Here is a 25,622-nt window from a genome sequence, read left to right as displayed (position 1 = left end):
CGTAAGAAGAACGCAAGGCCTCAAGCCTTAGTCCTCGAAGGATTCCACGGCATGGCGGCGCCCCAGCATGAAGGCATCCGCCACATGGACCAGCGGAGAGAAGTCGGCGTCGCTGCGCCCCTCCCCGACCAGCCGGACGAATTGATTGTAGAGGTTGCGGTACTCCCGATCCTCTTCCACCAGCCGCTGTTCGCCATCGACAGAAAGACGGCTGCCGCCATGGCTGATGACGATCGGCCCCTCATCGGTGTCGATGCGGATGTCCCAAGTCTGCGGCCCGGTCTGCCGCCAGTCGAACTCCGCCGCGATCGGAACGCCGCTGGACGTTTTGAAGGACAGGTTTGCAGCGATCGGAGCAGCGCGGTTTTTCGGGAAGAAGAGATCAGCCTGAACCAGGTGGAACGGCTCCGGCATGATTCGGGTTACGATCGACAACGCATTGATGCCGGGATCGAACACGCCCAGCCCGCCCGGCTCCCAGATCCAGGCCTGGCCCGGATGCCAATGGCGCACGTCTTCCTTCCAATCTACCGAAACGTTGCGGATCTTGCGATTGGCGAGAAGCGCGCGCGTAGGCTCTACAGCCGCCGCTTCGCGCGAATGCCAGGTGGAGAACAGCGTTAGGCCATTTTCCTTGGCCAGAGACTCGAGGGCATGCACTTCAGAAACACTTGCACCCGGCGGCTTTTCCAGCATGACATGCTTGCCGGCATCGAGCGCTGCCTTCGCCTGTTCGAAGCGCCCCTGCGGCGGCGTGCAGAGTGAAACCGCATCCACCTGCACGTCGGACGCCAACAGCTCCTCGATGTCGTTGAATGACGCAAGGCCATCGAGCGCGGCATTGCGGCTCGCGACGGCCACGAGCTCGACGCCGTCCGTCGCCTGGATCGCGCCGAGATGCTGATCCCTTGCAATCTTGCCCAGTCCGACAATGCCAAGGCGAATAGTCATGGATGCCTCAGAGCTTGCGAACGGAGACGGACGTCGCAGCCGCAACCGTCAGCTTGTTGACGAGCGGCAGCTTGAAAGGCTCTGCCGAGATCTCGAATACGTCACCCGGTTCGGTCTTCACACCATCGGAGAAGGAAAGCGTCGCAGTTCCGAAGAAGTGTACATGCAAGTCGCCCGGACGGCGGAAAAGCTCGTACTTAAAATTGTGGTGCTCGAGATTGGCGATCGAGTGCGACATGTTCCCCTCGCCGGAGAGGAATGGTTTCTCAAAGATCACCGCGTCGCCGCGACGCACCCGCGACGTCCCCTCCACATGCGCGGGCAGATCACCAACGATGAGTTCTGGACCCAGCGCTGCCTGTCGCAATTTTGAATGGGCGAGCCAGAGGTAGTTACCCTTTTCCGTCACATGGTCGGAGAACTCGTTGGCGAGACAGAAACCCAAGCGGAAAGGCACGCCATCCGGGCCGATCAGGTAGATTCCGGCCAGTTCCGGCTCTTCGCCCCCATCAAGTGCGAAGGCTGGAGAGACAAGATCCTCGCCTGTTGCGCGCAACTGCGAGCCGTCGCCCTTGTAGAACCATTCCGGCTGCACCCCCTCCTGTCCCTCTGCGGGCTTGCCGCCCTCGACGCCCATCTGGAACATCCGCATGGAATCGGTCGGCTTGTCCGTCGACTGCGCAGCCTTGTGCATCTTGTCGCGACCATCGGCAGAGCCGAGGTGCGTCAAGCCGGTGCCGGCAACGAAGAAATGCGCCGGATCCGGATGAGAGATCGGAAGCGCGAGACGCCCCTCCTTCTGTGCGCGGTGAAGATCGACCTCTTCTGCGAATCCAAGCGAGTTTATCTGCTCTTCGAGCGACTGCCCGGCCGCGATGGCATCCATGGCAAGTTGATATGTGGAGCTTGCGCCGGAAACCACACGCGCCGCACCGACACCGTCCCAGGCGACAACCTTCAGGCTGTCGCCGTCACGCACTTGAAGAATTCGAAGCATTGACCCTTTACCTATGCCTTGGCTCGATGCGTCTCTCAAGCCGCATCCCCCTACACCGCAGCTCTTGCACGAGATCCGGCTCGGCGGCTGCATTAATACGACTATTGGAGCTTGCATTGGATTGTCAAGATGAGCGCTTGTCATCAGGCTGTCTGACAACAAAAGCAGACAAAAAGTAAACTGGAAGCTCTTTCAATAGCTTGAAGCAGGGGGCGAGACGGAGGCTCGAAATTTCTGACCTTCTTCTGCGAAAAACCACTTGCATAAGTAATACAATATGCAAGTCTTAGCCGTCCAACGACATCATCTTCTGGGAGGATACAAGATGAAAAAGGCACTCGCGGCGCTCACCGTCGCATTTTCCGCATGTCTGGCTTCAGGCGTTTCCGCGCAGTCCCTGACCGTGGGCTTCTCGCAGATCGGCTCCGAGTCGGGCTGGCGTGCAGCTGAAACCACGGTCACCAAGCAGGAGGCCGAGAAACGCGGCATCGACCTGAAATTCGCCGATGCACAGCAGAAGCAGGAAAACCAGATCAAGGCGATCCGTGGCTTCATCGCCCAGGGCGTTGACGCGATCCTCGTTGCTCCCGTCGTCGCAACCGGTTGGGAAGCCGTGCTGCAGGAAGCCAAGGAAGAAGAAATCCCCGTCATTCTGCTCGACCGCCAGATCGAAGCGCCCGACGATCTCTATCTGACCGCCGTAACCTCCGACCAGGTCCATGAAGGCAAGGTCGCCGGCGAATGGCTGGTCAAGGATGTCGGAGACAAGGAATGCAACGTCGTCGAGCTGCAGGGCACCACCGGCTCGTCGCCCGCCATTAACCGCAAGAAGGGCTTCGAGGAAGCCATTGCAGGACACGACAACATCAAGATCACCCGCTCGCAGACCGGTGACTTCACCCGCACCAAGGGCAAGGAAGTCATGGAGAGCTTCATCAAGGCCGAAGGCGGTGGGCAGGACATCTGCGCCGTTTACGCTCACAACGACGACATGGCCGTCGGCGCCATCCAGGCCATCAAGGAAGCCGGCCTGAAGCCTGGCTCCGACATCAAGATCGTCTCCATTGACGCCGTTCCGGACATCTTCAAGGCCATGGCAGACGGTGAAGCCAATGCCACGGTCGAGCTGACGCCGAACATGGCAGGCCCTGCCTTCGATGCGCTTGAAGCCTATCTGAACGACAAGAAGGAGCCGCCGAAGTGGATCCAGACGGAATCCAAGCTCTACACGGCGGCTGACGACCCGATGAAGGTCTACGAGTCCAAGAAGGACCTCGGCTACTAAGCCCTGCTCTCGGAGGTGGCGGTTTCGGCTCCACCTCTCATCCTGAAGCATCGACCGGAGCCGTAACCGCGGCTTCGGTCTTCGGTCGCAGGACGTCCCAATGAACGATACCCATCCTCTCCTGGAAGCCCGCGGCATCGGCAAGAGCTTCCTGGGCATTACCGCGCTCGACAATGTCGACTTCACTCTGCGCAGCGGCGAGATCCATGCGCTGCTTGGCGAGAACGGTGCGGGGAAATCCACCCTCATCAAGATACTGACCGGTGTCTACACGCGCGATACCGGAACGGTGAAGCTCGATGGCCGCGACGTTGCGCCGGGCAATGTTGCCGAAGCGCAGGAACTTGGCATCGGCACTGTCTATCAGGAGGTAAACCTTCTTGAGAACCTGACGGTCGCCGAGAACCTTTTTCTAGGCCGCCAACCGCGGCGCTTTGGCTTGGTTAACCGGCGAGAGATGCGCCGCCGGGCACAAGCCCTGCTCCACGACTATGGCCTCACCATCGACGTAGACGCCCTTCTCTCGTCTTACTCAGTAGCTATCCGCCAGATCATCGCCATCGCACGTGCCGTCGATCTTTCCGGCAAGGTTCTGGTGCTGGATGAACCGACCGCCAGTCTCGACAGCCATGAGGTCGAGATGGTGTTTGCCGTCCTGCGCAAGTTGCGCGACAGGGGCCTTGGCATCATCATCATCACCCACTTCCTCAACCAGGTCTACGACATCGCCGACAGGGTCACGGTGCTTCGCAACGGCGGCATGGTCGGCACGCGCGAGATTGAGACCCTACCGCGCATGGAGCTCATTTCGATGATGCTCGGCAAGGAGTTGCAGCACGTGACACGGGATCACCATGCACTCGACGAAACGGTGGAGAAAAGTTCTGCGCCGATTCGGTTCAACGGTTACGGCAAACGCGGCAGCGTTGCGCCCTTCGACCTAGACATTCACCCGGGCGAGGTCGTGGGGATGGCCGGATTGCTCGGCTCTGGCCGCACGGAAACCGCCTTTCTCCTCTTTGGCATCGACCGCGCTGACACGGGCACCGCCATGATCGATGGCAACGAGGTCCGTATATCATCGCCGGAGACAGCGATCGCTCACGGCTTCGGATTCGGTCCAGAGGAACGCAAGACCGATGGCATTATCGGCGATTTTTCCGTCAGCGAAAACATCGCGCTCGCTCTGCAGGCGCGCCAGGGCTGGGCAAAGCCCTTGTCGACGCGACAGAAGGCCGAACTGGCCGACAGCTTCATCCGCTCGCTCGACATCCGCCCGCCTGACCCCGACAGGCCGATCAAATTCCTTTCCGGCGGCAACCAGCAGAAGGCGATCCTGGCACGGTGGCTTGCGACGGAGCCGCGGCTCCTCATCCTCGACGAACCCACTCGCGGCATCGATATCGGCGCCCACGCGGAAATCCTTAGGATGATCGAGAGGCTCTGCGCCGACGGAATGTCGCTCATCGTCATCTCCTCGGAACTGGAGGAACTCACAGCCGTGGCACATCGGGTCATCGTTCTGGCGGATCGCCGGCATGTGGCGGAACTGAGAGGCTCCACGGTTACCGCCGACAACATTATGGCGGCAATTGCCGATCCAAGCGAAACGGAGGCGGCATGACCGGTCCCCTCGCCCGCCGGCTTCGTCGCATCGCGCCCCAGGTGGCAGCGCTTGTCATCATCATCGCCGTAGTAAGCCTCATCTCGCCCGGCTTCCTCAATATCAGCTATCAGAACGGCCGGCTCTACGGCAGCCTGATAGATGTGCTGGTGCGGGGCGCGCCCGTCGCGCTACTCGCAGTGGGAATGACGCTGGTCATCGCAACCCGTGGCATCGATCTATCGATCGGTGCCGTGATCGCCATCTGCGGTGCCGTGGCGGCCACCTTGATCACCAGCGGCTATCCCCTGCCGGTGGTCATCATCGCCTCACTGGCGATCGGCCTGCTCTGCGGGCTTTGGAACGGGCTGCTCGTCGCCGTTCTCGACATCCAGCCGATCATCGCGACACTCATCCTCATGGTCGCCGGCCGCGGGATCGCGCAGTTGATCACGGAGGGCGTGATCCTGACGTTCAACAACGAGAGCTTCGCAGCCTTGGGCTCCGGCTCGCTCGGCGGGATGCCGATCCCGATCCTGCTCTGGATGAGCGCTGCCTTGGCGGTTGGCCTGCTAGTGCGCCGCACGGCCCTTGGCTTCCTCATCGAGGCGACCGGCATCAACCGGCGCGCCGCGATGCTGGCCGGCATACGCGCCCGCTTCCTGTTGTTCTTCGTCTATGCCGTTTCGGGCCTGATGGCGGCGATCGCAGGTTTGATTGTCACAGCAGATATCCGCGGGGCAGATGCCAACAATGCCGGGCTGTGGTTGGAGCTTGACGCCATCCTGGCGGTTGTCATCGGCGGCACCTCGCTGAATGGCGGACGCTTCTCGATCCTTGCGTCGCTGCTCGGCGCCATGATCATCCAGACGATCAACACCGGCATTCTCGTCTCAGGCTTCCCGCCGGAGTTCAACCTGGTGATCAAGGCCGGCATCATCATTCTGGTGCTGACGCTGCAGTCTCCAGCGGTCGGAAGTGCACTCGCGTTGATCAAGCCGATCCGTGGCAACTCCGGGCAGGCTGTGAAGACAGAGAGGACGGCACAGTGATAAGCACGCGCAACCTTCCGTTCCTGGCCGCTCTTGCGATCTTCCTGCTCGCTTATGCAGCCTGCGTTCTGCAGTTTCCCAACATGCTGTCGACCCGTGTGCTCGGCAACCTTCTGACGGACAACGCTTTCCTGGGCATTGCCGCCGTCGGCATGACCTTCGTCATCCTCTCTGGCGGCATCGACCTGTCCATCGGCTCCGTAATCGCCTTTACCAGCGTCTTCGTGGCAGTGGTGGTTGGCTCCGCAGGCGTCAATCCGCTGATCGCCTTTGCAGCAGTGCTGACCATCTCCACGTCATTCGGTGCGACCATGGGCCTGATGATCCGCTTCCTCGGGATCCCGCCCTTCGTCGTGACGCTTGCCGGGATGTTCCTTGCCCGGGGTGCCGCCTACTTGATATCAACGCAGTCAGTACCGATTTCGCATCCGATCATTGACGCTATCCAGGGCTTCTACTTCCGCTTTCCCGGCGGCGGACGGCTGACGGCGATGGCGATGCTGATGCTGTTGGTATTCCTGGTCGGTGCATTCGTGGCCGGACGCACCCGCTTTGGAGCGAACGTTTACGCGGTGGGTGGCAACCCGCAGTCCGCCGAGCTGATGGGTGTTTCCGTCGGCCGCACGACGGTCGGCATCTACGCCCTCTCCGGGTTCCTCTCAGGGCTCTCCGGGATTGCTTACACCCTTTACACCTCGTCCGGTTACTCTCTCGCGACCGTCGGCGTAGAACTGGATGCCATCGCCGCGGTGGTCATCGGCGGGACGCTGCTGACGGGCGGCGCAGGTCTCGTTGCAGGGACACTCGTCGGCATCCTTATACAGGGTCTGATCCAGACTTATATTGTCTTCGACGGAACGCTTTCCTCCTGGTGGACGAAGATCGTCATCGGCCTCCTGCTGTTCACCTTCATAGTTCTGCAGCGGGGTATCGTGTGGTATTCGGATCGGAGACTGGTCGAGGGGCGGCTGAAGGAGGCTTGATTGGGACTGCTTGAATCAGCAATCACCGGACGCAAGGGCCGCAACAGCCATGCGCATGTGGTTGCGGAGCTTGGCAGCGCCATCGTCGCCGGCCGCATTGCGGAAGGTTCGCTACTGCCTGGCGACAGCGAACTTTCGGCACGCTTCGGTGTGTCGCGCACCGTCTTGCGCGAAGCGATGAAGACGCTAGCCGCCAAGAGGCTGGTCGAGCCCAAGGCGAAAGTCGGAACTCGTGTCGTAGACCGCGCCATGTGGAACTTCTTCGATGCCGACGTGCTCGGATGGCGGTGCGACTCCGGGCTAGACTTCGAATTCATCGAGCACCTCGCAGAAATGCGCATCGCCCTGGAACCGGCCGCTGCTGCGGCTGCGGCACGGCGGGCAACCAACGACGATATCGTGCAGCTCTACGCCATTGCCGCCCGCTTCGACGACCTGCACCATACGCCCGAGACGATTGCCAAGGTGGACCTGGAATTCCATCTGGCCATCGCCCGCATGTCGGGCAATCCCTTCATGCGGTCGGCGAGCGCCATCGTTGAAGCAGCCCTTGCGATCTCGTTCCAGCTCTCCTCTCCGGCCGCCTCGCAGGAGAAGATCGACGAGGTCGCGAGCAACCACTTGCGGATCGCTCATGCCATAGCATCGCGTGACGCCGATAAGGCAGTCCAGGCGATGCGCCACGTCATCGACGTGGGTAAGAGTCGCATTAGAGCTTCTATCGCCTCTTCATCCATTCCAAGCCTCGAGGGGACGGAGATACGCAGCCTGCGGTGACAGCAAGAGAGTGTTGCGGAGCCTTAGCGCCCAAGCAGTTCCTCGAGGAGCACCGGACGCAGGGAGCGTGCATCGACTCCAACATCGAACTGCCGCGGCAGCGATTTCAGCCGCCCGTGGGAATGCCCATGAAGATTGATCGACCTCTTGCCCATCTGGTTCCACGTTCGAAAGGCGTAGTGGCAAAGGACGAGAAAATGATCTCCGAGCTTCAACTCCGCATAATGCTGCACGCTTTCCCATCCTGATGCCGCGCTGACGGTGACAGGATCGTTGTTGCCGACGACCAGGTGCTTTCGCCCGTTCAGCCGTGAGAGGAGCACTTCCGCCTCAGCCGTGCTGCGGGCTGACATGACATCACCCAGATGCCAGACCTCGTCTTCCGGAGAGACTGTTTCGTTCCACCTTTCGATCAGCGCTTCATCATGCTCGGCTGTCGTGGCGAACGGCCGTCGATCGATCTGCAAGACCCTCCTGTCTCCGAAATGGGTATCGCTGGTAAAATAGATCATCTCACACAACGCCCCGCCTACCGCACCGATCCCTCAAAACCTGCTTGCACCGCCCGTGTCGACGCGGCGAAGCCATGGCCACCGCAGCAAATGCGGAACCGCCTGCACCGAAAACGCATTCTGCGACAATGGTAGAATGCGGAGCTAACTGATGAAATCGTTCTTGTCCTTGATCCTCGGGGTGGCCATGGCCGTGGCCCTTTTCGTTGGGGGCGTCGCAGCCTCATCGTGGATAATGCAGGACCCGGAGCCCCACCACTTCGCACACTTGGATGAGCGCCCGCTTTGGACGAACAAGCCGGTAGCCGTTGACCCGCAGGAGCAGAATTTCGAGCGCCTCGCCGCCGCCCCCGTACCGCCCGTCTTCCAGGCGATGGCCGTTGAACTAAGCGAACAGGAAAAGGCGCGCCTGGCGGCAACGGCCTCTACGGATGAGAATGATCCGGCCTTGGACATGACTGCCACCGGCGCCATAGAGCCTGAAGCCCCAATGGAATTTGAAGGGACCCAGCACGCGCAGTGGTGTAGCGACCGCTACAGATCCTACCGAGCAGAAGACAATAGCTATCAGCCATATGAGGGGCCGCGGAAGCAATGCGAGTCGCCCTATCTTCTCCGTGAGGAGACGATCGCTTCCAATTCACGGATCCATCAGCCACAGATAGACGGCGACAGCGCCCACATCACATGGTGCTTCGAGCGCTACCGCTCCTACAGACCTGCAGATAACACGTACCAGCCTTACCACGGCCCCCGCCGTGCCTGTGAATCACCCTTCGGCTAACATCAGGTGATGTCAGGGCTCGAAAAAGGAGGAGATCACATATACCGCCGGTACTGTGTCGGTCGGTTAGGACCTGACACAGCGTCGCCGAGTGAACATCAGGGGGTAATAAAGAAGGTTTCGTTCTCAGGTGTCGGAGTGAAGGCCTTGACCGTCTTCGAGCTTCGATAACACAAGCGCCGAATTTCACAGGCCCATCGAAGAAATCATGGTCCGGTTGATCTCGCGAACATCAAATTTCTCTTCAGCCAACATCCGACTTGCCCTTCCCATGGAATGGACAAGCTCTGGTCGCTGAACAAATGTCAGCATCGCTCCCACCAGCGCATCGACGTCCCGCACGGGAACGAGAAGCCCGTTAACGCCCTCGACAACCGTTTCGCGACAGCCCGGGGCGCTCGTCGTTATTACGGGGCGGCCGCTTGCCAGTGCCTCCTGGATCGATCGCGGGATCCCTTCGCGATAATAGGAAGGCAAGACGTAGACGCTGGCTTGCCTCAGCCAGGGTCGTACGTCAACATGGCCTGGCCATTCCAGTATGCCCTCGGCAACCCACCGTTCTACTCCCGCCCGACCAACACCGTTGGGATTGGAATCCAAGCCTCCCAACAGGATGAAGCGCGTCTGGGGGAATTTCGCCTTAACGATCCGTGCGGCTTCGGCGTACTCCACAATGCCCTTCTCAGCCAGCAGTCGTGCCGCCAGAAGAAAAGTCATTGGCTGGTCCACTGGCGGGAGGACAGGCCAAGTCAAAAGATCGACACCAGTCCCGTTGACCTCTTGTATTTTCCCTCCGTCCACAATTCCCATCCGGACAAAGTCAGCGGCGTCGTCCGGATTTTGCATGAAAACCCGCTGGGCCTGGCTTAGGGAAAGCTTGTAGAGTGCCCGGGCCAGATAATGGAGGAGCTTAGCCTTGAATGTCGAGCGCGTGCTGTCCCCGAAGGCATAGCCTAACCCTGCAATAAGCGCATACCGATGCGGCACACCCGCGAAGCGAGCAGAGAGTGTACCGTAGATCACCGGTTTGATGGAGAAACTGAGAACCGTCTCCGGCCGGAGCCTTGCAAGAACCCGAGCGAGTTTCACGACGTCACGCAAATCTCTCACGGGATTGAGTCCCGTACGTGAAAGCGAGATGGAGACAGGCACCGCCCCGAGCTGCCGCACCTGCTCTGTCGTCGCCACGTCAAAATCGGGAGCCAAAGCGTAAACATCATAACCGCGCGAGATGATGTCCCGGATGAGCGGCGATCGGAAGTTGAGGAGCGAAAACGCCTGATTGCCAATGATCGCAAAGGATTTCCTGCTCATGGGCTGAACAACCCGCTGAAGCAGCATTGATGTCCCGTGTTATCCCCAAGCCGCCGCAGGGCCACGCTTACCGGATGCAACGGCCCGTTCCCTTCATGTCCCGTCATGATGCTGACGATACCAGGCAACGAAGCGCGCCACCCCCTCGCGCACGGTGGTTGACGGCGCATATCCTGTCGCCGCGGTGAGTTCCGACGTGTCCGAGAAAGTGTCCGGAACATCACCCGGCTGAAGCGGCAGGAGGTTGCGGATCGCCTTCTTTCCGAGGGCTTCCTCCAGGGCCTCGATATATTCCGTCAGCTTGACCGGCGCCGAGTTGCCGATATTGAAAATGCGAAAAGGAGCGTTGGATGTCGCCGGATCAGGATGAAGGGCATCCCATTCTGGGTTCGGCTCTGCCGGATTGTCGGAGGCGCGGATCACCCCTTCCACAATGTCGTCAATGTAGGTGAAGTCGCGCGTGTGATCACCATGGTTGAACACGTCTATGGGTTCGCCTGCCAGTATCTTCTTCGTGAAGGAAAACAGTGCCATGTCCGGGCGCCCCCAGGGACCATAGACGGTGAAAAAACGGAGGCCAGTCGTAGGAATACCGAAAAGATGCGAGTAGCTGTGGGCCATCAGTTCGTTCGCGCGCTTGGTCGCAGCATAGAACTGAAGCGGATGGTTTACGCCGTCGTGTTCGGAAAACGGCATCTTCCGGTTGCCGCCGTAAACACTTGACGTCGAAGCATAGGTGAGATGGCCAACCTGCTGATGCCGGCATGCTTCGAGAAGGTTGGCGAAGCCGACGAGGTTGGATTGAACGTAAGCTTGCGGATTTTCCAGGCTGTAGCGCACGCCGGCCTGCGCAGCGAGATGAATGACGCGGTCGAACTCGTGAGCCTGGAATACATCCTTCATCCCTTTGTCATCGGCAACATCGAGACGTTCGAAACTGTACTCGGCGCCTTGTCGCCCGCCGATCTCAGCAAGTTCACGCAGACGCGCCTCTTTCAGCCGGGGATCGTAGTAATCGTTGATAACGTCGATACCGACAACGGCATCTCCACGCTCGATCAAGCGCCTTGCAACGTGATAGCCGATGAAACCCGCGCTGCCGGTGACCAGGACCTTCATCTCGAGCGTTCTCCTATTCTGCCGATGATCCGCACCTTGTGAGCGGCAACATGATCCGTCCCCTACCGCATCCCTCCGCCGTCTGCAAAGCAGGTTCTTGAGTTCAGACCCACCGAAGCGGTCCAACGACACCGAAGGCTTGACAATGAGCCGGCGATGGCGGATGCCGCCACGGCGAATGACCAGGGCGCGAAACAGTCCTACCTCGCAAGAGGTGGAGCGGTGATCGGGCCTGTAGGAGCAAGGGTGCGAGCAAGAAAGATACATAAGTGGACACGGCGGCGCCTCGAGGCTCCGAGAGGGCTGTCCATCATCATCGATCAGCGGACGCGCCGCCGTAGACACCGCTATCTTCGCGACATTCGAAATTTCCTTGCGCCTGTGCTCCTGTGTGTGCTCATGCAGTCCGCGCTCTACTTCCTGGTCGCGACCCGGTTTGGGCGCAGCGACTGGGCGAACATTTTTATCGCCATAGCTGTTCTGGCTACTGTACCGGTATTGACCGCGTTCGTTTTGACTGCGTTTCGCCGCCACGCCGCGCCCGTCATGGTTGCCATCATCGTCGCGAGCGCGATGTTCAGTTTCGCGGTCAGCACGCTTTCTGCCGTGCGACTGCCGATCAGTTACCAGGCGCTGCTGGCCTGCTGGCCGGTCATCACCGCGGTCATGGCCTATGCGAATGTCTCGTTCCATCAAAGTCGCAGCGAGAAAACGGTCTTGGCTCCGTTCAATGGTGCAGAACAGATAGCTGAGGAGCTTGACGTTCCGCTTCTGGATCGGGGGTCTGCGCACGTTCAAGCGGACGTCGATACGTTGCTGATCGACCCCTTGGAGCATCACAAGGAGGAATGGGCGCCACTTCTTGCCCAATACTATCTGAGCGACGTTGAGGTGGTGCCTTGGACACAGTATCTGGAGCACCGCTTTGGTCGCCTGGATATCGACAGCTTTGAAAGCACCTATCTCGCCTATTTGCCAAGCCAGGTTCTTTACGCGCGGCTCAAGCGGATCATGGATGTGGCTGCAGTCATGATCACGTTACCACTTACGCTTCCTTTGGCGCTGTTCACCGGGCTGTACATCGCATGGCGGGACGGTTTCCCAGTGATCTTCGTTCAGCTTCGGCGGGGCTATGCAGGCAGGCCGTTTCGCATGTACAAGTTCCGGACGATGTACAAGGGCAGTGCGGGCGGGGCCACATCCGCGCAAGACAGCCGGATAATCCGAGGATGTGGCGTTCTTCGCAAGTTCCGGCTCGACGAGATCCCCCAGCTCTTCAACGTGCTGTTGGGAGAAATGAGCGTAATCGGCCCCCGGCCGGAGGCGATCGACCTGGCGAAATCCTACGAACGAGTCATGCCGAAGTACCTGCTGCGGCTGATGGTGCTGCCGGGCCTGACCGGTTGGGCTCAGGTTAATTCAGGCTATTCCGGCAACCTGAAGGAAGCGCGTGAAAAGCTCTCGTACGATCTGTACTACATCAAGCACCTGTCGCTCGACCTGGATCTCCGGATCGCGCTGACGACCGTCAGGACCCTGCTGTTGCGACGTGGCGCAAGATAGTCGGTTGGGGACCGGCTCCCTGCTCCCCGCCTGGCAGCAGTTGCAAGAGCTATGGCATTGATCATGTCGACAGCCCGGCTGCCGGCATCAACTTGAAAGACACAGGTAAATCCCATGAAAATAACCGTCGTCGGGACAGGATATGTCGGGCTTTCTAACGCGGTGCTGCTGTCCCAGCAGTCGCAAGTTGTTGCGCTTGATGTCGTCCCCGAGCGGGTAGAGAGGCTGAACGCAGCCCAGAGCCCGATTCAGGACGACGATATCCAGCACTTCCTGCGGGACATGCCCTTGAACCTGCGTGCCACGCTTGATCGGGCGGACGCCTATGACGGCACAGACATCGTCATTATCGCGACGCCGACGAACTACGACCCGCAGACCAATCAGTTCGACACCGCTTCCGTCGAGCAGGTGATCGCCGATGTGCAGGCCATGCGTCCGACCGCGCTCGTCGTGATCAAGTCCACGATACCGGTCGGCTTCACCGATCGTATGCGCCAGAAGCTGCCGGGCCTCGACATCATCTTTTCTCCGGAGTTCCTGCGCGAGGGGCGCGCCCTTCACGATAACCTCCACCCATCGCGGATCATCGTCGGCAACGAGAGCCAAAGGTCCGAGCAGTTCGCGTCCCTGCTCAGCCAGGCAGCGGTGAAGCAGGATGTTGACGTTCTCCTGATGACGAGCTCGGAAGCGGAAGCCGTTAAGCTTTTCGCCAATACTCACCTTGCCATGCGCGTGGCCTTCTTCAACGAGCTCGACACCTATGCCTTGTCCCGTGGCATGGACACCCGGCAGATCATCGAAGGCGTCTGCCTCGATCCAAGGATCGGCAGCCACTACAACAATCCGAGCTTCGGCTATGGCGGCTATTGCCTGCCAAAGGATACGAAGCAACTGCTGGCGAACTACCAGGATGTGCCCCAGGCGCTGATGAAGGCGATCGTGGATTCCAACTCCATGCGCAAGGACTTCATTGCCGACCAGATCATCGGCCGCAATCCCTCCGTTGTCGGTGTTTACCGGCTGGTGATGAAGGCGGGCTCGGACAATTTCCGCTCCTCCAGCATCCAGGGCATCATGAAGCGCATCAAGGCGCGCGGCATCGAGGTGATCGTGCACGAACCGGCCTATCCGGACGCCGATTTCTTCCGCTCACCGGTCATCAACGACCTCAAGGCATTCAAGCAGCAGTCCGACGTCATCATCGCCAACCGCATCACACCCGATATCGCGGACGTAAAGCACAAGGTCTTCACCCGCGATGTCTTCGGCAGCGATTGAGGGAGCCGGCGTCAGAGCTTTCCTTGAATTGAAACACCGGCAAAAACCCTGTATGGCAGCCGGGCTCGCGCGCCCCTACCCTGCGAGACGCCGGCGCCTTGCCGCCGGCGAACAAGCTAGAGAAGACGATTGCTCGACACGTTCCGAAAACTGCGCGCTCTTTTGAGCCCACGCGAACAGCGCCAGGCCTTGGTGCTGCTGGGCATGATGCTGGTCGCGGCAGTGGTTGAAATAGCTGGTGTTGCGAGCATCCTGCCGTTCATCGGAGTCCTATCCGATCCTTCCATCATTGATGAAAACAAGCTGCTTTCCGTTGCATACACGTATCTAGGCTTCTCGCATCAGCGAGGCTTCCTCGTATTTCTCGGCAGCGTTCTGTTGCTGTTGTTTCTCGGGAGCCTTTTCTTCCGTGCCCTCACTGTCTATGCGATCCAGCGTTTCTCGCTGATGCGGATCCACTCAATTGCCGTGAGGCTACTTAAGGTCTACATGGGCCAAAAGTACGAATTCTTCCTCCACCGGAACAGCGCAGGTCTTTCTAAATCGCTGCTGTCCGAGGTCGCAACGGTCGCGACCAGCGTTTTGCTACCTGCGATGCGCGCACTGTCCGGCACCATCGTATCCCTTGCAATAGTGCTCGTCCTGATAATAGTCGAGCCGCTGACATCGTTGGCCTTGGCGGCCTTATTTGTGGGAAGTTACCTGATCGTTGACCGGCTCACCCAAAAGGATGTCCGTCATGCTGGCGAACTCAGGCTGAAAGCAAACGAAGATCAGTACCGGCTAGCTGGAGAGGCAATTCAAGGGCTGAAGGAACTCCGTGTGTTGGGACGGGAGGCGGACTATATCGAGCGCTTCAAGCGGCCATCCCGGGTGTACGCTGTGTATCAATCTCGCATGCTGATCATGAGAGAAATTCCATTCTACGTGATTCAGGGGGCCGCATTCGGAGGGATGCTCGTCATCCTACTATATTGGATCGTTCGCGGAGATGAGATCAACAAGATATTACCTCTGATCAGCTTCTTTGCCTTCGCAGGATATCGTCTCCTTCCAGCGTTCCAAGATGTCTACCGCTCTGTCGGCCAAATGCGCTTCGCTCTGCCTGCCCTGGACCAACTGAGCGCGGATATGCAACTTGCTACGGACGGGACACCTCCTAGTACACGTTCGATCGCCCCCATGAGGTTTCGGGAGTCGTTAGAGTTCAAATCCGTAGATTTCCGGTATGAGGGCGCGGAAGCAAATGCCTTGTCTGCGTTTTCCTTCACCGTTCCGGCTAGAGGCAGCATAGCTCTGGTAGGCCCCACGGGCGCGGGAAAGAGCACAGTAGCCGACCTTATACTCGGACTGCTAACACCAACTGCCGGAACAATCACTGTGGACGGCGTCGCTCTGAACCTCGGGAATCGGAGAAGCTGGCAAGCAAATCTCGGCTATGTCCCTCAACAGATTTACCTCACCGACGATACGATCGCCGCAAATATCGCGTTCGGTGTTCCCGCTCATGAGGTTGATAGGCAGAAGGTGGAGCGAGCCGCACGTCAGGCGCAGCTCTATGAGTTCATTATGTCGGAACTCCCTATGAAATTTGACACCGTGATCGGTGAGCGGGGTTCCCGATTGTCTGGCGGTCAACGTCAAAGGCTAGGAATTGCTCGAGCTCTTTACGACGACCCTAAAGTGATCGTCTTCGACGAAGCAACCAGTGCGCTTGACAATCAAACCGAGGCTGCCGTGATGGATGCTATCGAACAGCTGGGGCGTGAAAAGACAGTGGTGATCGTCGCTCACCGGTTCAACACTATAAGGTCCTGCGACCTTATCTGCCTTATGGATAAGGGTACCATAGCCGGATCCGGCCGTTACGAAGAACTGATGGCACACAACGCTCTGTTCCAAGACTTGGCGACTGGAGGAAGCGGGCGGTGAAACTGACTGTGGCATTAAGTTCGTGACTCAGAGAGGAACCCCGGCCATGGCATTCGCCCGGCGATTTAAGCGCGCGAGAGACACATATAGGTGGGTCAAACCGCTTACAGGGTCGTTTTCGGCGGCGCTGCTAGTTATGATCAAGCAGAAGTACAGGCCGAATAGCTTGCTTCGCGCGTCGTTCAACCACCAGCCGATTAAGTTTCGCGGCACGGATAGCAATGCGCTGCTGGAAGTGTTCTACGAAAAAGAGTATCAGTTCTTAGAGCCTTCACTGACCAGCCGGAAAGCTCCCGTCGTACTTGACATTGGCGCACACATAGGAACGTTCGCTGTCTGGACGCTGAACCACGCCCCCGACGCACGCATTCTGAGCGTTGAACCTGATCCGCAAACCTTCGCAGTCCTCAGCGAAAACAGGTCGTTAAACAAAGGGTGCTGGGAGATCGTCAACCGAGCGGCCGCGGATACGGACGATGCAACCTTGCGGTTTTCAAATGACGGTCCCAGTATGAGCCATCGAATATCGTCGGATGGTACGCTTGTGGTGCAAACTATATCGCTCCGCTCAATTCTGCATCGAGCAGCAGAACACGGACCGGTCGACCTGCTGAAAGTCGACATCGAGGGAGCTGAAGAGCGGTTTATCTGTGCGGACCCTTCTTTGCTGCGACACGTGCGAAGTCTGGTTATCGAACTCCATCCTGGGCTCTGCGATACCGACAGGGTTCGAGACGTGCTGTCATCCAACTTCAAATACATTCGGGAGATAACCGGTCGAGTTTCGTCCAAACCCCTCCTGTATTGCGAAAACTAAATTGGTCAGGAAGTCGATGCGCGCGCAGTCAACCGACACCACCTTTGTGACATTCAAACCTCCGACGTTTCCCCGCCTCCTGACGATGTTGAGGCAGTCAGCGAGGATCAGCGTACTGAGATGCTTGGAATACGAACGGCTGGCCGGTCTCGAATTACAAGGTTTCGTTCTCGACTTTGGCGGCGGCAATGTGACCAATTACCGCGAGCAGATATCAAATTGGACAAAACAAGGGACATTTTTTAGGTACGAGTCAGCCAACATAGATCCCCAAACTGAGCCCACGTTTCTGCTCGAGCCGAACGCTCCGATACCTTGCAAAGACAACCGATACGATGCTGCGCTTTCGCTCAACACATTTGAGCACATTTACGACGTCACGCCCGTGCTTCGTGATCTAAACCGGGTCTTGAAGGAGGGCGGGAAACTAATTTTCATTGTGCCCTTCATCTTCAGAGTCCACGGCCATCCCAGCGATTTTAGCCGCCATACACCAGCGTTCTGGCGTCAAAAATTAGCCGAAACGGGCTTCGAGATTAATGAAGTCGAAGCCCTGCACTGGGGACCGTTCTCCGCAGCCTGCACTGTGACAGGAATACCGGGCCCGTTTAAAAAAACCCGGTTACGCGTCGCCATTTTCAAAGACTTCATTTTGAGCCTGATGAAGAGATCGGTATCCAAGCCCGGGCGTTTTCGGCAGGATCACCCAATCGTCAACTGTCCGCTAGGGTACTTGGTAACAGCGACGAAGAACAGCTGACAAAATCGCGACGTTGACATTGTTGCCGTCACTCGCCTGACAAACACTGTCACTGAACGAAGTTCTGAAAAAGGAACTTAACGGACGTATCTCTATCGTGCTTCCTCTCGTCACCATTGGAGTTACCTCATACAACTGTGAGAGTTCTCTCGACAGAGCAATATGCTCGGCACTAGATCAAGACTGGCCCTCTTTCGAAATCGTGATCGTCGACGATGCCTCGACCGATCGGACTTGGGAGAGGATTGAGGCACTGGCGGCCAGCCACGCCCATGTCCGCGCTTTCCGGCAGAGTGAGAACGGTGGCGTGGCGGCGGCGAGGAACCGTATTTTAGCAGAAGCGCGCGGCGAGTTCATTGCCTTCTTCGACGATGACGACATTAGCGCCCCGGAGCGCGTGCGCCGGCAGGTGGAGCACATCACCCGATACGAGACGGAGCTTGCCGGTGGGGCGCCTGTGATCTGCCACACAGCCCGGCTGCAGGTCGGCATCGACGGCAGCATGCGGGTGGAGCCCACCATGGGGCAGCAAGAAGGGAAGCTTGCGCCGCACGGAGAAGCTGTCGCCCGCCGCATCCTCTTCGGCGCCCCTCTGGAGGATGGCTACGGCGCCCTTGCCACCTGCTCGCAAATGGCGCGGACGCAAACCTATCGGCAAATCGGCGGCTTCGATCCCGCATTCCGGCGCGTCGAAGACACCGATTTGTGCGTCCGTCTGGCGCTTTCGGGAGGTCATTTTGTCGGCATCGCAGAGCCTCTGGTCACACAAACGCTGACCCCGACGTCCGACAAGTCGCTGGAGGGAGAACTGGCGTTCAAGCTGATGCTCGTCGACAAGCACCGGGCGGTCTTTGCGGGGGAAGAACACTACCGCTATTGCCGTGAGTGGTTGATCACCAAGCACCACTGGTTGGCGGGCGACAGGATCGGCTTCGCCGCTCGCATGGGTACCGCAGCACTGCGTCATCCGTTGTGGACTTGGCAAAGGCTGCGCCTTGCATTACCCAATCTCGAAGGCAACCGCGCTTTTTCCCGCTTTCATCGCGCCGCAAAGAGATCATGACCCCGAGCGAAAAGGTCACCATCGGCATAACCTGCTACAACGCGCGGGACACGATTGCGCGCGCCGTGGCCAGTGCCCTTGCGCAGGACTGGAAAGATCTCGAGGTGCTGATTGCCGACGACGCGTCCACCGATGGCTCGGCCGATCTCGTCTCCGAGATCATCGCCGATGATCCACGTGCCCGTCTCATACGCCTGTCAGTGAATGGTGGCGCCGCGGCGGCACGCAACGCCATCATCGCGGAAGCCAGCGGCATCTTTCTGGCCTTCTTTGATGACGACGACGAAAGCATGCCGGATCGCGTGCGCAAACAGGTGGAGACGATTCTGGCCTTCGAGGCGGAGAAAGGTTCATTGCCGGTCGCCTGCTATGCTGCCGGCGAACGGCATTATCCCAACGGCTACATCAGGCCACTTCCCGCCATCGGCGCAAGCGAGGCAATGCCACACGGCCCTGCCCTTGCCGACTATCTTCTGTTTCACCGCGTCCTGCCGCACTGGACCTATGCCAGCGGCACCCCCACCTGCGCCCTGATGGCGAGAACAGAGCTGTTGCGACGCCTGGAGGGTTTCGACAGCAGCCTGCGCCGGGTCGAGGATGTCGACCTCGCCATTCGGCTTGCCCTGGAGGGCGGCTGGTTCATCGGCACTCAGGAGAAACTGTTCATTCAGCACGCAAGCCAAAGCGCCGACAAATCATCCAAGGTCAATCGTGACGCAGAGGTCGCTGTGGCTGACAAGCATGCCGGCTATCTTCGCTCCATTGGCCGGTACCACTATGCCCGGAACTGGCCGCTGCTCCGCTACTACCACTTCGAGCGCGATTACCTGCGGTTTGCGCTACAGTTCCTGAGGATCGCGATGGTCAACCCGATCCTCGCAACCAGACACATCCTCGCCACAGGTCCCAAGCGGCTTTCCCACGAACGCCGGATATCGGCGGAGAGATCATAACATGCGGATGATGTTTGCAGCCCGGGCCATTCATAATATGGCCGGCGGCGTGGAACGCATGATCATTGCGATCATGAACGAGATGGTGGAACGCGGCCACGAGGTGGCGTTGTTCACCTGGGATCGCGCCGAAGGTCGGGCGTTCTACCCGATGCGACCGGAGATTCGCTGGTACAAACTCGGGCTGGGAGATCCCGCACGGCGTGCCGGCATGGCTCTGCGCCTGCAGCGCGCGGCAAAGGTGCGCAGCATGGTCAAGGAGTTTGGCCCGGAGGCCATTGTCGGCTTCCAGGGAGGAGCCTTCCGCGCCATGCTCGCCTACACGTGGGGACTGGGAATACCCGTTGTTGCGGCCGAACGCACCGCTCCTTCGCTCTATGAGCACGCTAGCACGGAATGGAACCGGCGCATCGAGCTGCTTTCCTTCCGTTTTGCTGCTGCCATAGCCGTTCAGTTTGATCGATACCGATCAAGCTACCCCAATGCACTGCAGTCGAAGATTGTTGAGACGCCGAACCCGGTAGCGACGGCCGAAAGGCATGCCGAGCCCGGCGTTCCGGGGCCTGATCACCGGTTCACCTTGTTGTCAGTTGGACGTCTCGGCTACCAGAAGAATTTCGACGTGCTTCTAGAGGCGTTTGAGGTGCTCGCGGACCGGTTTCCAGAATGGGATCTCCGGATCATCGGCGAAGGTGAGGATCGCGAGAAGCTCGAAGCAAAGATCAGGGCTTCTCCCAGGCTGATAAACCGGGTTTCTCTGCCTGGCGCCACGAAAGACGTCGCCTCTTGCTATGTCGCGGCCCATCTCTTTTGCTTGCCCTCCCGCTGGGAGGGCTTCCCCAATGCGCTTGCCGAGGCTCTGGCGCATGGCTTGCCCGCCGTTGGATTTGCCGGATGCTCAGGTGTTGCAGATCTCATCGAAACAGGGACCACGGGCTGGCTGGCGGACGGCGTGAACAACGCCGAGTCCTTGGCGCATGCACTGGCCGAAGCCATGGAAGCAACGGAGCGGCGCACGTCCATGGGCGCGTTTGCAGTCCAGGCCATGCGACGCTACGCTCCTAGCGAGTGTTACGACCGATGGGAGGCTCTTCTCGTGAGAGTACGGTCAACATGAAGCTGCTCTTCTGCATCAAGGCATTGAGTACGCCAGGCGGTGGGGCGGAACGCGTCTTTGTCGATGTCGTCAACGGGCTCTACGAACGCGGTCACGATGTCGCCGTGTTGACCTTTGAGCCCGTTTCGGCACCCAGCTTCTACGAACTCGATGGTCGCATTCCACGACTCGCATATCCACAAAGCGGCATCAGGATCACGCAACCGAAAGCACTGTCAGCGCTCCGCCAGATCGTGCTGGACTATGCACCGGACGTTGCGATCGGCTTCATGCCCTCCTGCTATGTACCACTCAGTGCAGCTCTCACCTGGTCCGGCGTACCGGTTATCGCTAGTGAACACAATGTCCCGGCACGCTACCGCAAGCAGCCCTTGCATTGGCTGTCCATCCTCGCATCGAGCCGATTGGTCGATCGCTTCACGGCCGTCTCGGCGCAGATGAAGCAACAGTATCCGGTGATGGTACGAAATAAGATGACCGTTATGCCGAACCCGGTTTCCGTTGCCGTGGGTGCGACTGCCAACGTGCTTGGCAGTTCGAGTGCGCAGAAGCAAATCATAGCCGTCGGAAGACTTCACGAACAGAAAGACCATCTTACTCTCATCAGGGCATTCGCCCGCATTGCTGCAGATTTCCCAGACTGGAGCGTGAAGATCTTGGGCGACGGTAATGAGCGGGATAGACTGAAGCGGGAGATCGCTCTCCGCAGCCTGGAACAACGGGTATCACTGGCCGGGACGGTCAGCGACATCCAGGCGGAATACACCGCGGCCCATTTATACGTCATCCCATCTCGCTATGAGAGCCTCGGCCTTGCCACCATCGAAGCACTGGCGCACGGGCTTCCGGCTATCGGGTTTGCGGACTGCCCCGGGACGAACGAGATAATCCTGGATGGCGTGAATGGCGTTCTGGTAGATCCAGAGGATGATCGCGTCGCGGCACTTGCCGATGCGATGTCACTACTGATGGCAGATCCCACACGACGTCTGCACCTGGCCAACACGATAGGTAGCGATTTGTCCCGAAACGGGCTGCCGTCGGTCCTGCTTGAGTGGGAGAACCTCTTGGAAGACGCCGCGGCGTAGAACCGCTGATCGGTGGAGAAGGCTTTATGATTCGAAGATCCGCGCCAATGACCGCCTCGGCACCGCTCTGACAGCGTGCGATGGAACCCATCGACTAAAGCCCAGGGATCTCGACTTGATCTGCTCGTGCCGGACTGGCGCCGGATGAACAGATCAAGTCGAGACCTATCGCTGGCTTCGCGACCGCAGTTCCAGGATGCGCAAGCACCACTTGACCGTTTTGCCTGGACGTGCGCCCGCTACCAACGCAGCGTCAACGAGCCCCCAAAGTTATGCCGATCTGCGCCTTTCCGGATATCCAAATCATACCCGGCAGCTAAGGAGAAGCGGTTGCCTTCGGCGATCTCGAATTTGACCCCGCCTACCAGGGCGTCCCTACCGATCTCCTCGCCGTAGGTGGTAAAGCCGGTTCCTAAGACACTGACCGAGGCGCTGTCATCGATCGCAATAAAGTCACGACGATATCCAAGCATGGCGGTCGGAATGAATTCCATATCGCCTGCCAATGAAAAGGGCCGGGAGACGGCAACGGCAGCGGTCGCATGTCCTTCCTCGAAGGTGTCATCCGAAGTCGTGGCGGGAAGGACCGAGCCGCTTTCCGTGGCTCCATCGAAGGCGAACGCCCGATAGCCGATCGTCATGCTTGGGATCAGGATGGTTTCCCCCTCGATCAGACGCTTCTGGATCGAGGCTTCCGCAAACCCACCGAAGCCTCGGTCATCGCTGGTCAGGAGGGAGAGGTCACCCGAACCGAAGCTGATCTGGCGGGAAACATCAAGCTGTCCAAAACTCACGCCTGCGCGGCCGGCAAGCTCGGCACTTTCGAGATCGGCAAGGCCGTAGAGCGCGCCGTGATAGGTTTCGACATTGCCACTGCCACGAGCACCCGAGGCAATGTCGCTGCCTTCATACCGGATCGCGCCACCAACCCAGCCGCGGTCCATTGGAACATCTAGGCCAAACGTCACACTTCCGCTGTTGGATTCGAAGCTGCCATAGTCGGCAAACCACTTCTCTCCCTCTGTCCAGAAGCGTGTCTGGTCTCCAGAGAGACCGCCGAGGATTGCCATCTCAGTCTGATGCTGCCAGATTTGGTCGGCGAAGCGTCCGACAGAAGCGACCGCCGTCTGTCCCGCGTCCACATAGATGGCGCCGGTCGCCTGCTCCAGGCCCGCACTGACACCCGCTGCACCTCCGAGATAAAGGCTTGAGAAGAGATCCGCGACCTCTTCCCCCGGGCGGACACCGGCGACAGGGCGTAGGGCATCTATGGCGCCACCAATCTGTCTTGCTGCATCGCTCTGGGCAACGCCGAAAACCTGAAGGTCGGCATAGGACAACGGTGTTGTGGCCAAGGTGACGCTGCTTTCGCCGTAGATCACATCAAAACGGGTGTTTGCAGCCAGGCCAGCAGTTGGCTGGAGGAGACGGTCGAACGACCCCAGAACCTCTCCGTCCTGCACCTCAAGGAAGGTGAAGCTCTGGCCTAGCTCCGGAGTGAAGTTGTTGTTGGCGGCACCCGTAATGCCTCGAAGCAAGGGAGCAAGGGTTCCGCCCAGATCCGCCGTTCGCCCAACACCTGCAATCAAGATGCGGTCAAATCCGCCAGCGCCGCTATCTGCCGCCGGCCCATCGACCTCGATATTTGTCTGCGCAAGTGGATCAAGGACAAGGTCGCCATTGATGGTCAACAAGCCCGGAGAGGCTCCAGGCGACAGATGGCCGCGCGAGTTGACATTGCCGGTGATCACGCCGTTTCCGGAAAGAGTGGCGCCTGCTTCAACGAGCAGTGATGGCGTCTGCAGATTGCCGTCAACCCGGAGGTCCCCTCCCCCGACGCTCGTGCCCCGCTGAAAGTTTGCGTTTCCGAGGACAACCAGAGTACCCTCACCCGTCTTGGACAAGACGCCGGCACTTTCTACCGGCTTGGTCCAAATGATCCGATCCCCTTTGTCCGCGCTCACGACGAAAGTGCCCTCGTGTAGGGGATCAAGCCCATCCGAGCCTGAATCGAGCGCGCGGTCGAGGCGCAGAAAACCGCGTCCGTAGACCAGGTCGGTTCCGACAGCACCAAGATCTTCTGCGGTTTCAAGCAAGATGTTGGTGATTTGCGCGGGCGTATAGGTCGGAAATGCCTCAATGAGCACGGCAACAGCGCCCGCTACATGCGGAGCAGCCATCGATGTGCCTTGCATCGCGACATAGGAACCATTGGGAGCCGTGGAATAGATGGGGCGTTCGACGCTATCGTCGTAGGTGCCCCCTGGCGCTGCGATGCACCATTCGGCAGCTACGCCGCAGAAATTTGAGTATTCCGCGATCACTTTCTGCGAATCCGTCGCCACGACCGCTATGATACGACCCCGCTTTATGCCGTCGGCCTTCTCAGCAGCAGCAAGGCCAGCGTCCGTCATATCGCTGAAATCAACGCCTTCAGATCCGGTATAGATTCGGTCTCCCGCTGAATTGAGTGTCCCGGCGTTGAGCGGGTTGATGAACGGGAACAGCCCAATGCCGGAAGGGTTCTCACCATACACAGGCGCCTTTGCACGCTCGTTTCCGGCTGCAATCGTCAGGATCTGGCCTGCCTTCAGAGCAGCGCGAACCGCATTGGCCTCCTCGGTGAGGTCATCCGTCGCCCAACTTGTTCCGCCGGCTTCGACGTCGGGGCCAAAGGACCCGTTGATGACCCGCACGTCCGCTTGGGTCGCCAGATAGGCGATTGCGTTGGAGGTTCCAAAGCCAATGGAGTTTGCTGGTCGGCATTTGCTCTCGTCGGTCAGATATACGTCGCTGCCGCATATGGACAATGCGCTGGCATGGTAGGTGACCCCGTCGATCTGGAAGGTGCCGTCCTCCTCCAGAACATCTGAGTCAATCGAGGGAAGAGCCTGGATGGAGAGAATCGTAGCACCGGGCGCCACCCCCTGCATCCCTTGCCCATCCTTTGCGGCAGCTATAATCCCAGCCACGTGAGTACCGTGACCGTCGCCGTCTTCGCTCGCCGTTGAGGGTCGGAGATAACCCGCCTCGACGCTACCGGCTTTGATGGCAAGTTCCGGATCGTACCAATGAACAAGCGACGTTGAGCGGGAGTCTAGCCTTCCCGCGAACTCTGAATGGACCCCGCCCCCGGATGTCCTATCGATGCCCGAATCGACAACCCCGACGACGACGCCCTTCCCCCTAAGGTTGAGATCAGCAGCTGCTTGCGTACCAATCGCGCCGACGCCCCAATTGCGCTGGAATTCAGGTATTGCTGCAAGATCGACGTCGTTGTCTGCACCGGGCGGACGGGTAAGCTTAGTAGCAGCGAAGCCCGTGCTTCTGTTCGGCAGTCCCTTGGCGTGGTGAAGCGCGATATCGGTCGCGAGCGTTATCGCCGGCTCCAAGTCAGGCGCCAGCCTGACAGCCTCGTTACGTATCGCGCCGGCGCGGAATGGCGTTATCCGACTGTTTTCGTAGACAGATGCAAGGAGGGACGACTGGCCATTGGCAGCTGCGAGCCGCAATGCATCCGACAAGGCCTGCGACACGGAGACCAGTCGAAGCTCGAGCCTTCCATCCTCTCCTCGTGCGGGGCCCGCAATGGGGGCGGCAGACATCATCAATGCGGCGAACACCACCGCATACCTAGAACGCGTATTCACTTAAAGCCCCCCGACCAGCCG

At 59.2% G+C, this 25,622-nt stretch carries 21 protein-coding genes; 15 read left to right on the top strand and 6 right to left on the bottom strand.

Annotation, left to right across the window (positions count from 1 at the left end; genetic code table 11):
* Positions 1 to 27: 27 nt before the first annotated feature.
* On the bottom strand, positions 28 to 951 hold the full coding sequence (locus LXM96_RS04760) for a Gfo/Idh/MocA family protein (protein ID WP_239997241.1): 924 nt from the start codon (positions 949 to 951) through the stop codon (positions 28 to 30).
* Positions 952 to 958: 7 nt separating this feature from the next.
* Positions 959 to 1,948 (bottom strand): AraD1 family protein, encoded by a 990-nt coding sequence (araD1, locus tag LXM96_RS04755; RefSeq protein WP_239997240.1) that lies wholly within the window; start codon positions 1,946 to 1,948, stop codon positions 959 to 961.
* 325 nt (positions 1,949 to 2,273) lie between these two features.
* Between araD1 and ytfQ the strand changes: the two genes are divergently transcribed.
* The 5 genes from ytfQ to LXM96_RS04730 all read left to right on the top strand — a co-directional run bounded on the left by ytfQ (position 2,274) and on the right by LXM96_RS04730 (position 7,648).
* Entirely contained in the window at positions 2,274 to 3,233 is a 960-nt protein-coding gene (ytfQ, locus tag LXM96_RS04750) for a galactofuranose ABC transporter, galactofuranose-binding protein YtfQ (RefSeq protein WP_239997239.1), read from the top strand.
* A 100-nt stretch (positions 3,234 to 3,333) separates the two neighbouring features.
* Positions 3,334 to 4,857 (top strand): sugar ABC transporter ATP-binding protein, encoded by a 1,524-nt coding sequence (locus LXM96_RS04745; RefSeq protein WP_239997238.1) that lies wholly within the window; start codon positions 3,334 to 3,336, stop codon positions 4,855 to 4,857.
* Positions 4,854 to 5,888 (top strand): ABC transporter permease, encoded by a 1,035-nt coding sequence (locus tag LXM96_RS04740; protein WP_239997237.1) that lies wholly within the window; start codon positions 4,854 to 4,856, stop codon positions 5,886 to 5,888. The genes LXM96_RS04745 and LXM96_RS04740 overlap by 4 nt, the downstream gene beginning before the upstream one ends.
* Positions 5,888 to 6,871, top strand: coding sequence for a galactofuranose ABC transporter, permease protein YjfF (gene yjfF, locus LXM96_RS04735; RefSeq protein WP_239997770.1), 984 nt, complete (start codon positions 5,888 to 5,890; stop codon positions 6,869 to 6,871). The genes LXM96_RS04740 and yjfF overlap by 1 nt, the downstream gene beginning before the upstream one ends.
* Complete coding sequence (locus LXM96_RS04730; protein WP_239997236.1) at positions 6,872 to 7,648, top strand: FadR/GntR family transcriptional regulator; 777 nt, start codon at positions 6,872 to 6,874, stop codon at positions 7,646 to 7,648. It begins immediately after the preceding gene.
* 23 nt (positions 7,649 to 7,671) lie between these two features.
* Here the strand turns inward: LXM96_RS04730 and LXM96_RS04725 are convergent, their stop codons facing one another.
* Positions 7,672 to 8,160, bottom strand: a complete 489-nt coding sequence (locus LXM96_RS04725; protein WP_239997235.1) for a metallophosphoesterase family protein — start codon at positions 8,158 to 8,160, stop codon at positions 7,672 to 7,674.
* Positions 8,161 to 8,311: 151 nt separating this feature from the next.
* Here LXM96_RS04725 and LXM96_RS04720 point away from each other — a divergent pair, with 151 nt between their 5' ends.
* Positions 8,312 to 8,944 carry a BA14K family protein gene (locus LXM96_RS04720; protein WP_239997234.1) on the top strand — a complete coding sequence of 211 codons (633 nt, stop codon included), beginning with the start codon at positions 8,312 to 8,314 and terminating at the stop codon, positions 8,942 to 8,944.
* Positions 8,945 to 9,130: 186 nt separating this feature from the next.
* Here LXM96_RS04720 and LXM96_RS04715 read toward each other — a convergent pair whose 3' ends face one another.
* Both LXM96_RS04715 and LXM96_RS04710 read right to left on the bottom strand, forming a co-directional pair.
* Positions 9,131 to 10,258 carry a glycosyltransferase family 4 protein gene (locus tag LXM96_RS04715; RefSeq protein ID WP_239997233.1) on the bottom strand — a complete coding sequence of 376 codons (1,128 nt, stop codon included), beginning with the start codon at positions 10,256 to 10,258 and terminating at the stop codon, positions 9,131 to 9,133.
* A gap of 93 nt (positions 10,259 to 10,351) precedes the next feature.
* Positions 10,352 to 11,377 (bottom strand): NAD-dependent epimerase, encoded by a 1,026-nt coding sequence (locus LXM96_RS04710; RefSeq protein ID WP_239997232.1) that lies wholly within the window; start codon positions 11,375 to 11,377, stop codon positions 10,352 to 10,354.
* Positions 11,378 to 11,533: 156 nt separating this feature from the next.
* On the opposite strand from LXM96_RS04710, the gene LXM96_RS04705 reads away from it, so the two are divergent.
* From LXM96_RS04705 to LXM96_RS04665, 9 genes are all read left to right on the top strand, one after another.
* Entirely contained in the window at positions 11,534 to 12,940 is a 1,407-nt protein-coding gene (locus LXM96_RS04705) for a sugar transferase (RefSeq protein ID WP_239997231.1), read from the top strand.
* A gap of 114 nt (positions 12,941 to 13,054) precedes the next feature.
* Positions 13,055 to 14,221 carry a nucleotide sugar dehydrogenase gene (locus LXM96_RS04700; protein ID WP_239997230.1) on the top strand — a complete coding sequence of 389 codons (1,167 nt, stop codon included), beginning with the start codon at positions 13,055 to 13,057 and terminating at the stop codon, positions 14,219 to 14,221.
* A 129-nt stretch (positions 14,222 to 14,350) separates the two neighbouring features.
* The gene (locus LXM96_RS04695; RefSeq protein ID WP_239997229.1) at positions 14,351 to 16,153 is read left to right on the top strand and encodes an ABC transporter ATP-binding protein; all 1,803 of its coding nucleotides are present in this window, start codon (positions 14,351 to 14,353) and stop codon (positions 16,151 to 16,153) included.
* Between the two features lie 136 nt (positions 16,154 to 16,289).
* Positions 16,290 to 16,970 carry an FkbM family methyltransferase gene (locus tag LXM96_RS04690; protein ID WP_239997228.1) on the top strand — a complete coding sequence of 227 codons (681 nt, stop codon included), beginning with the start codon at positions 16,290 to 16,292 and terminating at the stop codon, positions 16,968 to 16,970.
* A gap of 16 nt (positions 16,971 to 16,986) precedes the next feature.
* On the top strand, positions 16,987 to 17,730 hold the full coding sequence (locus LXM96_RS04685; RefSeq protein WP_239997227.1) for a class I SAM-dependent methyltransferase: 744 nt from the start codon (positions 16,987 to 16,989) through the stop codon (positions 17,728 to 17,730).
* A 97-nt stretch (positions 17,731 to 17,827) separates the two neighbouring features.
* Entirely contained in the window at positions 17,828 to 18,793 is a 966-nt protein-coding gene (locus LXM96_RS04680; protein WP_239997226.1) for a glycosyltransferase family 2 protein, read from the top strand.
* Complete coding sequence (locus tag LXM96_RS04675; protein WP_239997225.1) at positions 18,790 to 19,746, top strand: glycosyltransferase family 2 protein; 957 nt, start codon at positions 18,790 to 18,792, stop codon at positions 19,744 to 19,746. The genes LXM96_RS04680 and LXM96_RS04675 overlap by 4 nt, the downstream gene beginning before the upstream one ends.
* 1 nt (position 19,747) lies before the next feature.
* The gene (locus LXM96_RS04670; protein WP_239997224.1) at positions 19,748 to 20,863 is read left to right on the top strand and encodes a glycosyltransferase; all 1,116 of its coding nucleotides are present in this window, start codon (positions 19,748 to 19,750) and stop codon (positions 20,861 to 20,863) included.
* The gene (locus LXM96_RS04665; protein WP_239997223.1) at positions 20,860 to 21,951 is read left to right on the top strand and encodes a glycosyltransferase family 4 protein; all 1,092 of its coding nucleotides are present in this window, start codon (positions 20,860 to 20,862) and stop codon (positions 21,949 to 21,951) included. Before LXM96_RS04670 ends, LXM96_RS04665 begins: the two co-directional genes overlap by 4 nt.
* A gap of 239 nt (positions 21,952 to 22,190) precedes the next feature.
* Here LXM96_RS04665 and LXM96_RS04660 read toward each other — a convergent pair whose 3' ends face one another.
* On the bottom strand, positions 22,191 to 25,601 hold the full coding sequence (locus LXM96_RS04660; RefSeq protein WP_239997222.1) for a S8 family serine peptidase: 3,411 nt from the start codon (positions 25,599 to 25,601) through the stop codon (positions 22,191 to 22,193).
* Between the last annotated feature and the right edge of the window lie 21 nt (positions 25,602 to 25,622).

This window comes from Rhizobium halophilum (genome assembly GCF_021648825.1).
GTDB classification, from domain to species: Bacteria; Pseudomonadota; Alphaproteobacteria; order Rhizobiales; family Rhizobiaceae; genus Neorhizobium; species Neorhizobium halophilum.
Note: the sequence above shows the minus strand (reverse complement) of the source record. Positions and strands in the feature narration are given on the sequence as shown.

Bases quoted from the DNA above. Each gene is read 5' to 3' on its own strand.
- LXM96_RS04690 (WP_239997228.1), top strand. From the start codon at position 16,290: ATGATCAAGCAGAAGTACAGGCCGAATAGCTTGCTTCGCGCGTCGTTC.
- araD1 (WP_239997240.1), bottom strand. From the start codon at position 1,948: ATGCTTCGAATTCTTCAAGTGCGTGACGGCGACAGCCTGAAGGTTGTC.
- LXM96_RS04685 (WP_239997227.1), top strand. From the start codon at position 16,987: ATGCGCGCGCAGTCAACCGACACCACCTTTGTGACATTCAAACCTCCG.
- LXM96_RS04670 (WP_239997224.1), top strand. From the start codon at position 19,748: ATGCGGATGATGTTTGCAGCCCGGGCCATTCATAATATGGCCGGCGGC.
- LXM96_RS04715 (WP_239997233.1), bottom strand. From the start codon at position 10,258: ATGAGCAGGAAATCCTTTGCGATCATTGGCAATCAGGCGTTTTCGCTC.
- LXM96_RS04725 (WP_239997235.1), bottom strand. From the start codon at position 8,160: ATGATCTATTTTACCAGCGATACCCATTTCGGAGACAGGAGGGTCTTG.
- LXM96_RS04720 (WP_239997234.1), top strand. From the start codon at position 8,312: ATGAAATCGTTCTTGTCCTTGATCCTCGGGGTGGCCATGGCCGTGGCC.
- LXM96_RS04710 (WP_239997232.1), bottom strand. From the start codon at position 11,377: ATGAAGGTCCTGGTCACCGGCAGCGCGGGTTTCATCGGCTATCACGTT.
- LXM96_RS04740 (WP_239997237.1), top strand. From the start codon at position 4,854: ATGACCGGTCCCCTCGCCCGCCGGCTTCGTCGCATCGCGCCCCAGGTG.
- LXM96_RS04745 (WP_239997238.1), top strand. From the start codon at position 3,334: ATGAACGATACCCATCCTCTCCTGGAAGCCCGCGGCATCGGCAAGAGC.
- ytfQ (WP_239997239.1), top strand. From the start codon at position 2,274: ATGAAAAAGGCACTCGCGGCGCTCACCGTCGCATTTTCCGCATGTCTG.
- LXM96_RS04665 (WP_239997223.1), top strand. From the start codon at position 20,860: ATGAAGCTGCTCTTCTGCATCAAGGCATTGAGTACGCCAGGCGGTGGG.
- LXM96_RS04700 (WP_239997230.1), top strand. From the start codon at position 13,055: ATGAAAATAACCGTCGTCGGGACAGGATATGTCGGGCTTTCTAACGCG.
- LXM96_RS04675 (WP_239997225.1), top strand. From the start codon at position 18,790: ATGACCCCGAGCGAAAAGGTCACCATCGGCATAACCTGCTACAACGCG.
- LXM96_RS04760 (WP_239997241.1), bottom strand. From the start codon at position 951: ATGACTATTCGCCTTGGCATTGTCGGACTGGGCAAGATTGCAAGGGAT.
- LXM96_RS04705 (WP_239997231.1), top strand. From the start codon at position 11,534: ATGGCGGATGCCGCCACGGCGAATGACCAGGGCGCGAAACAGTCCTAC.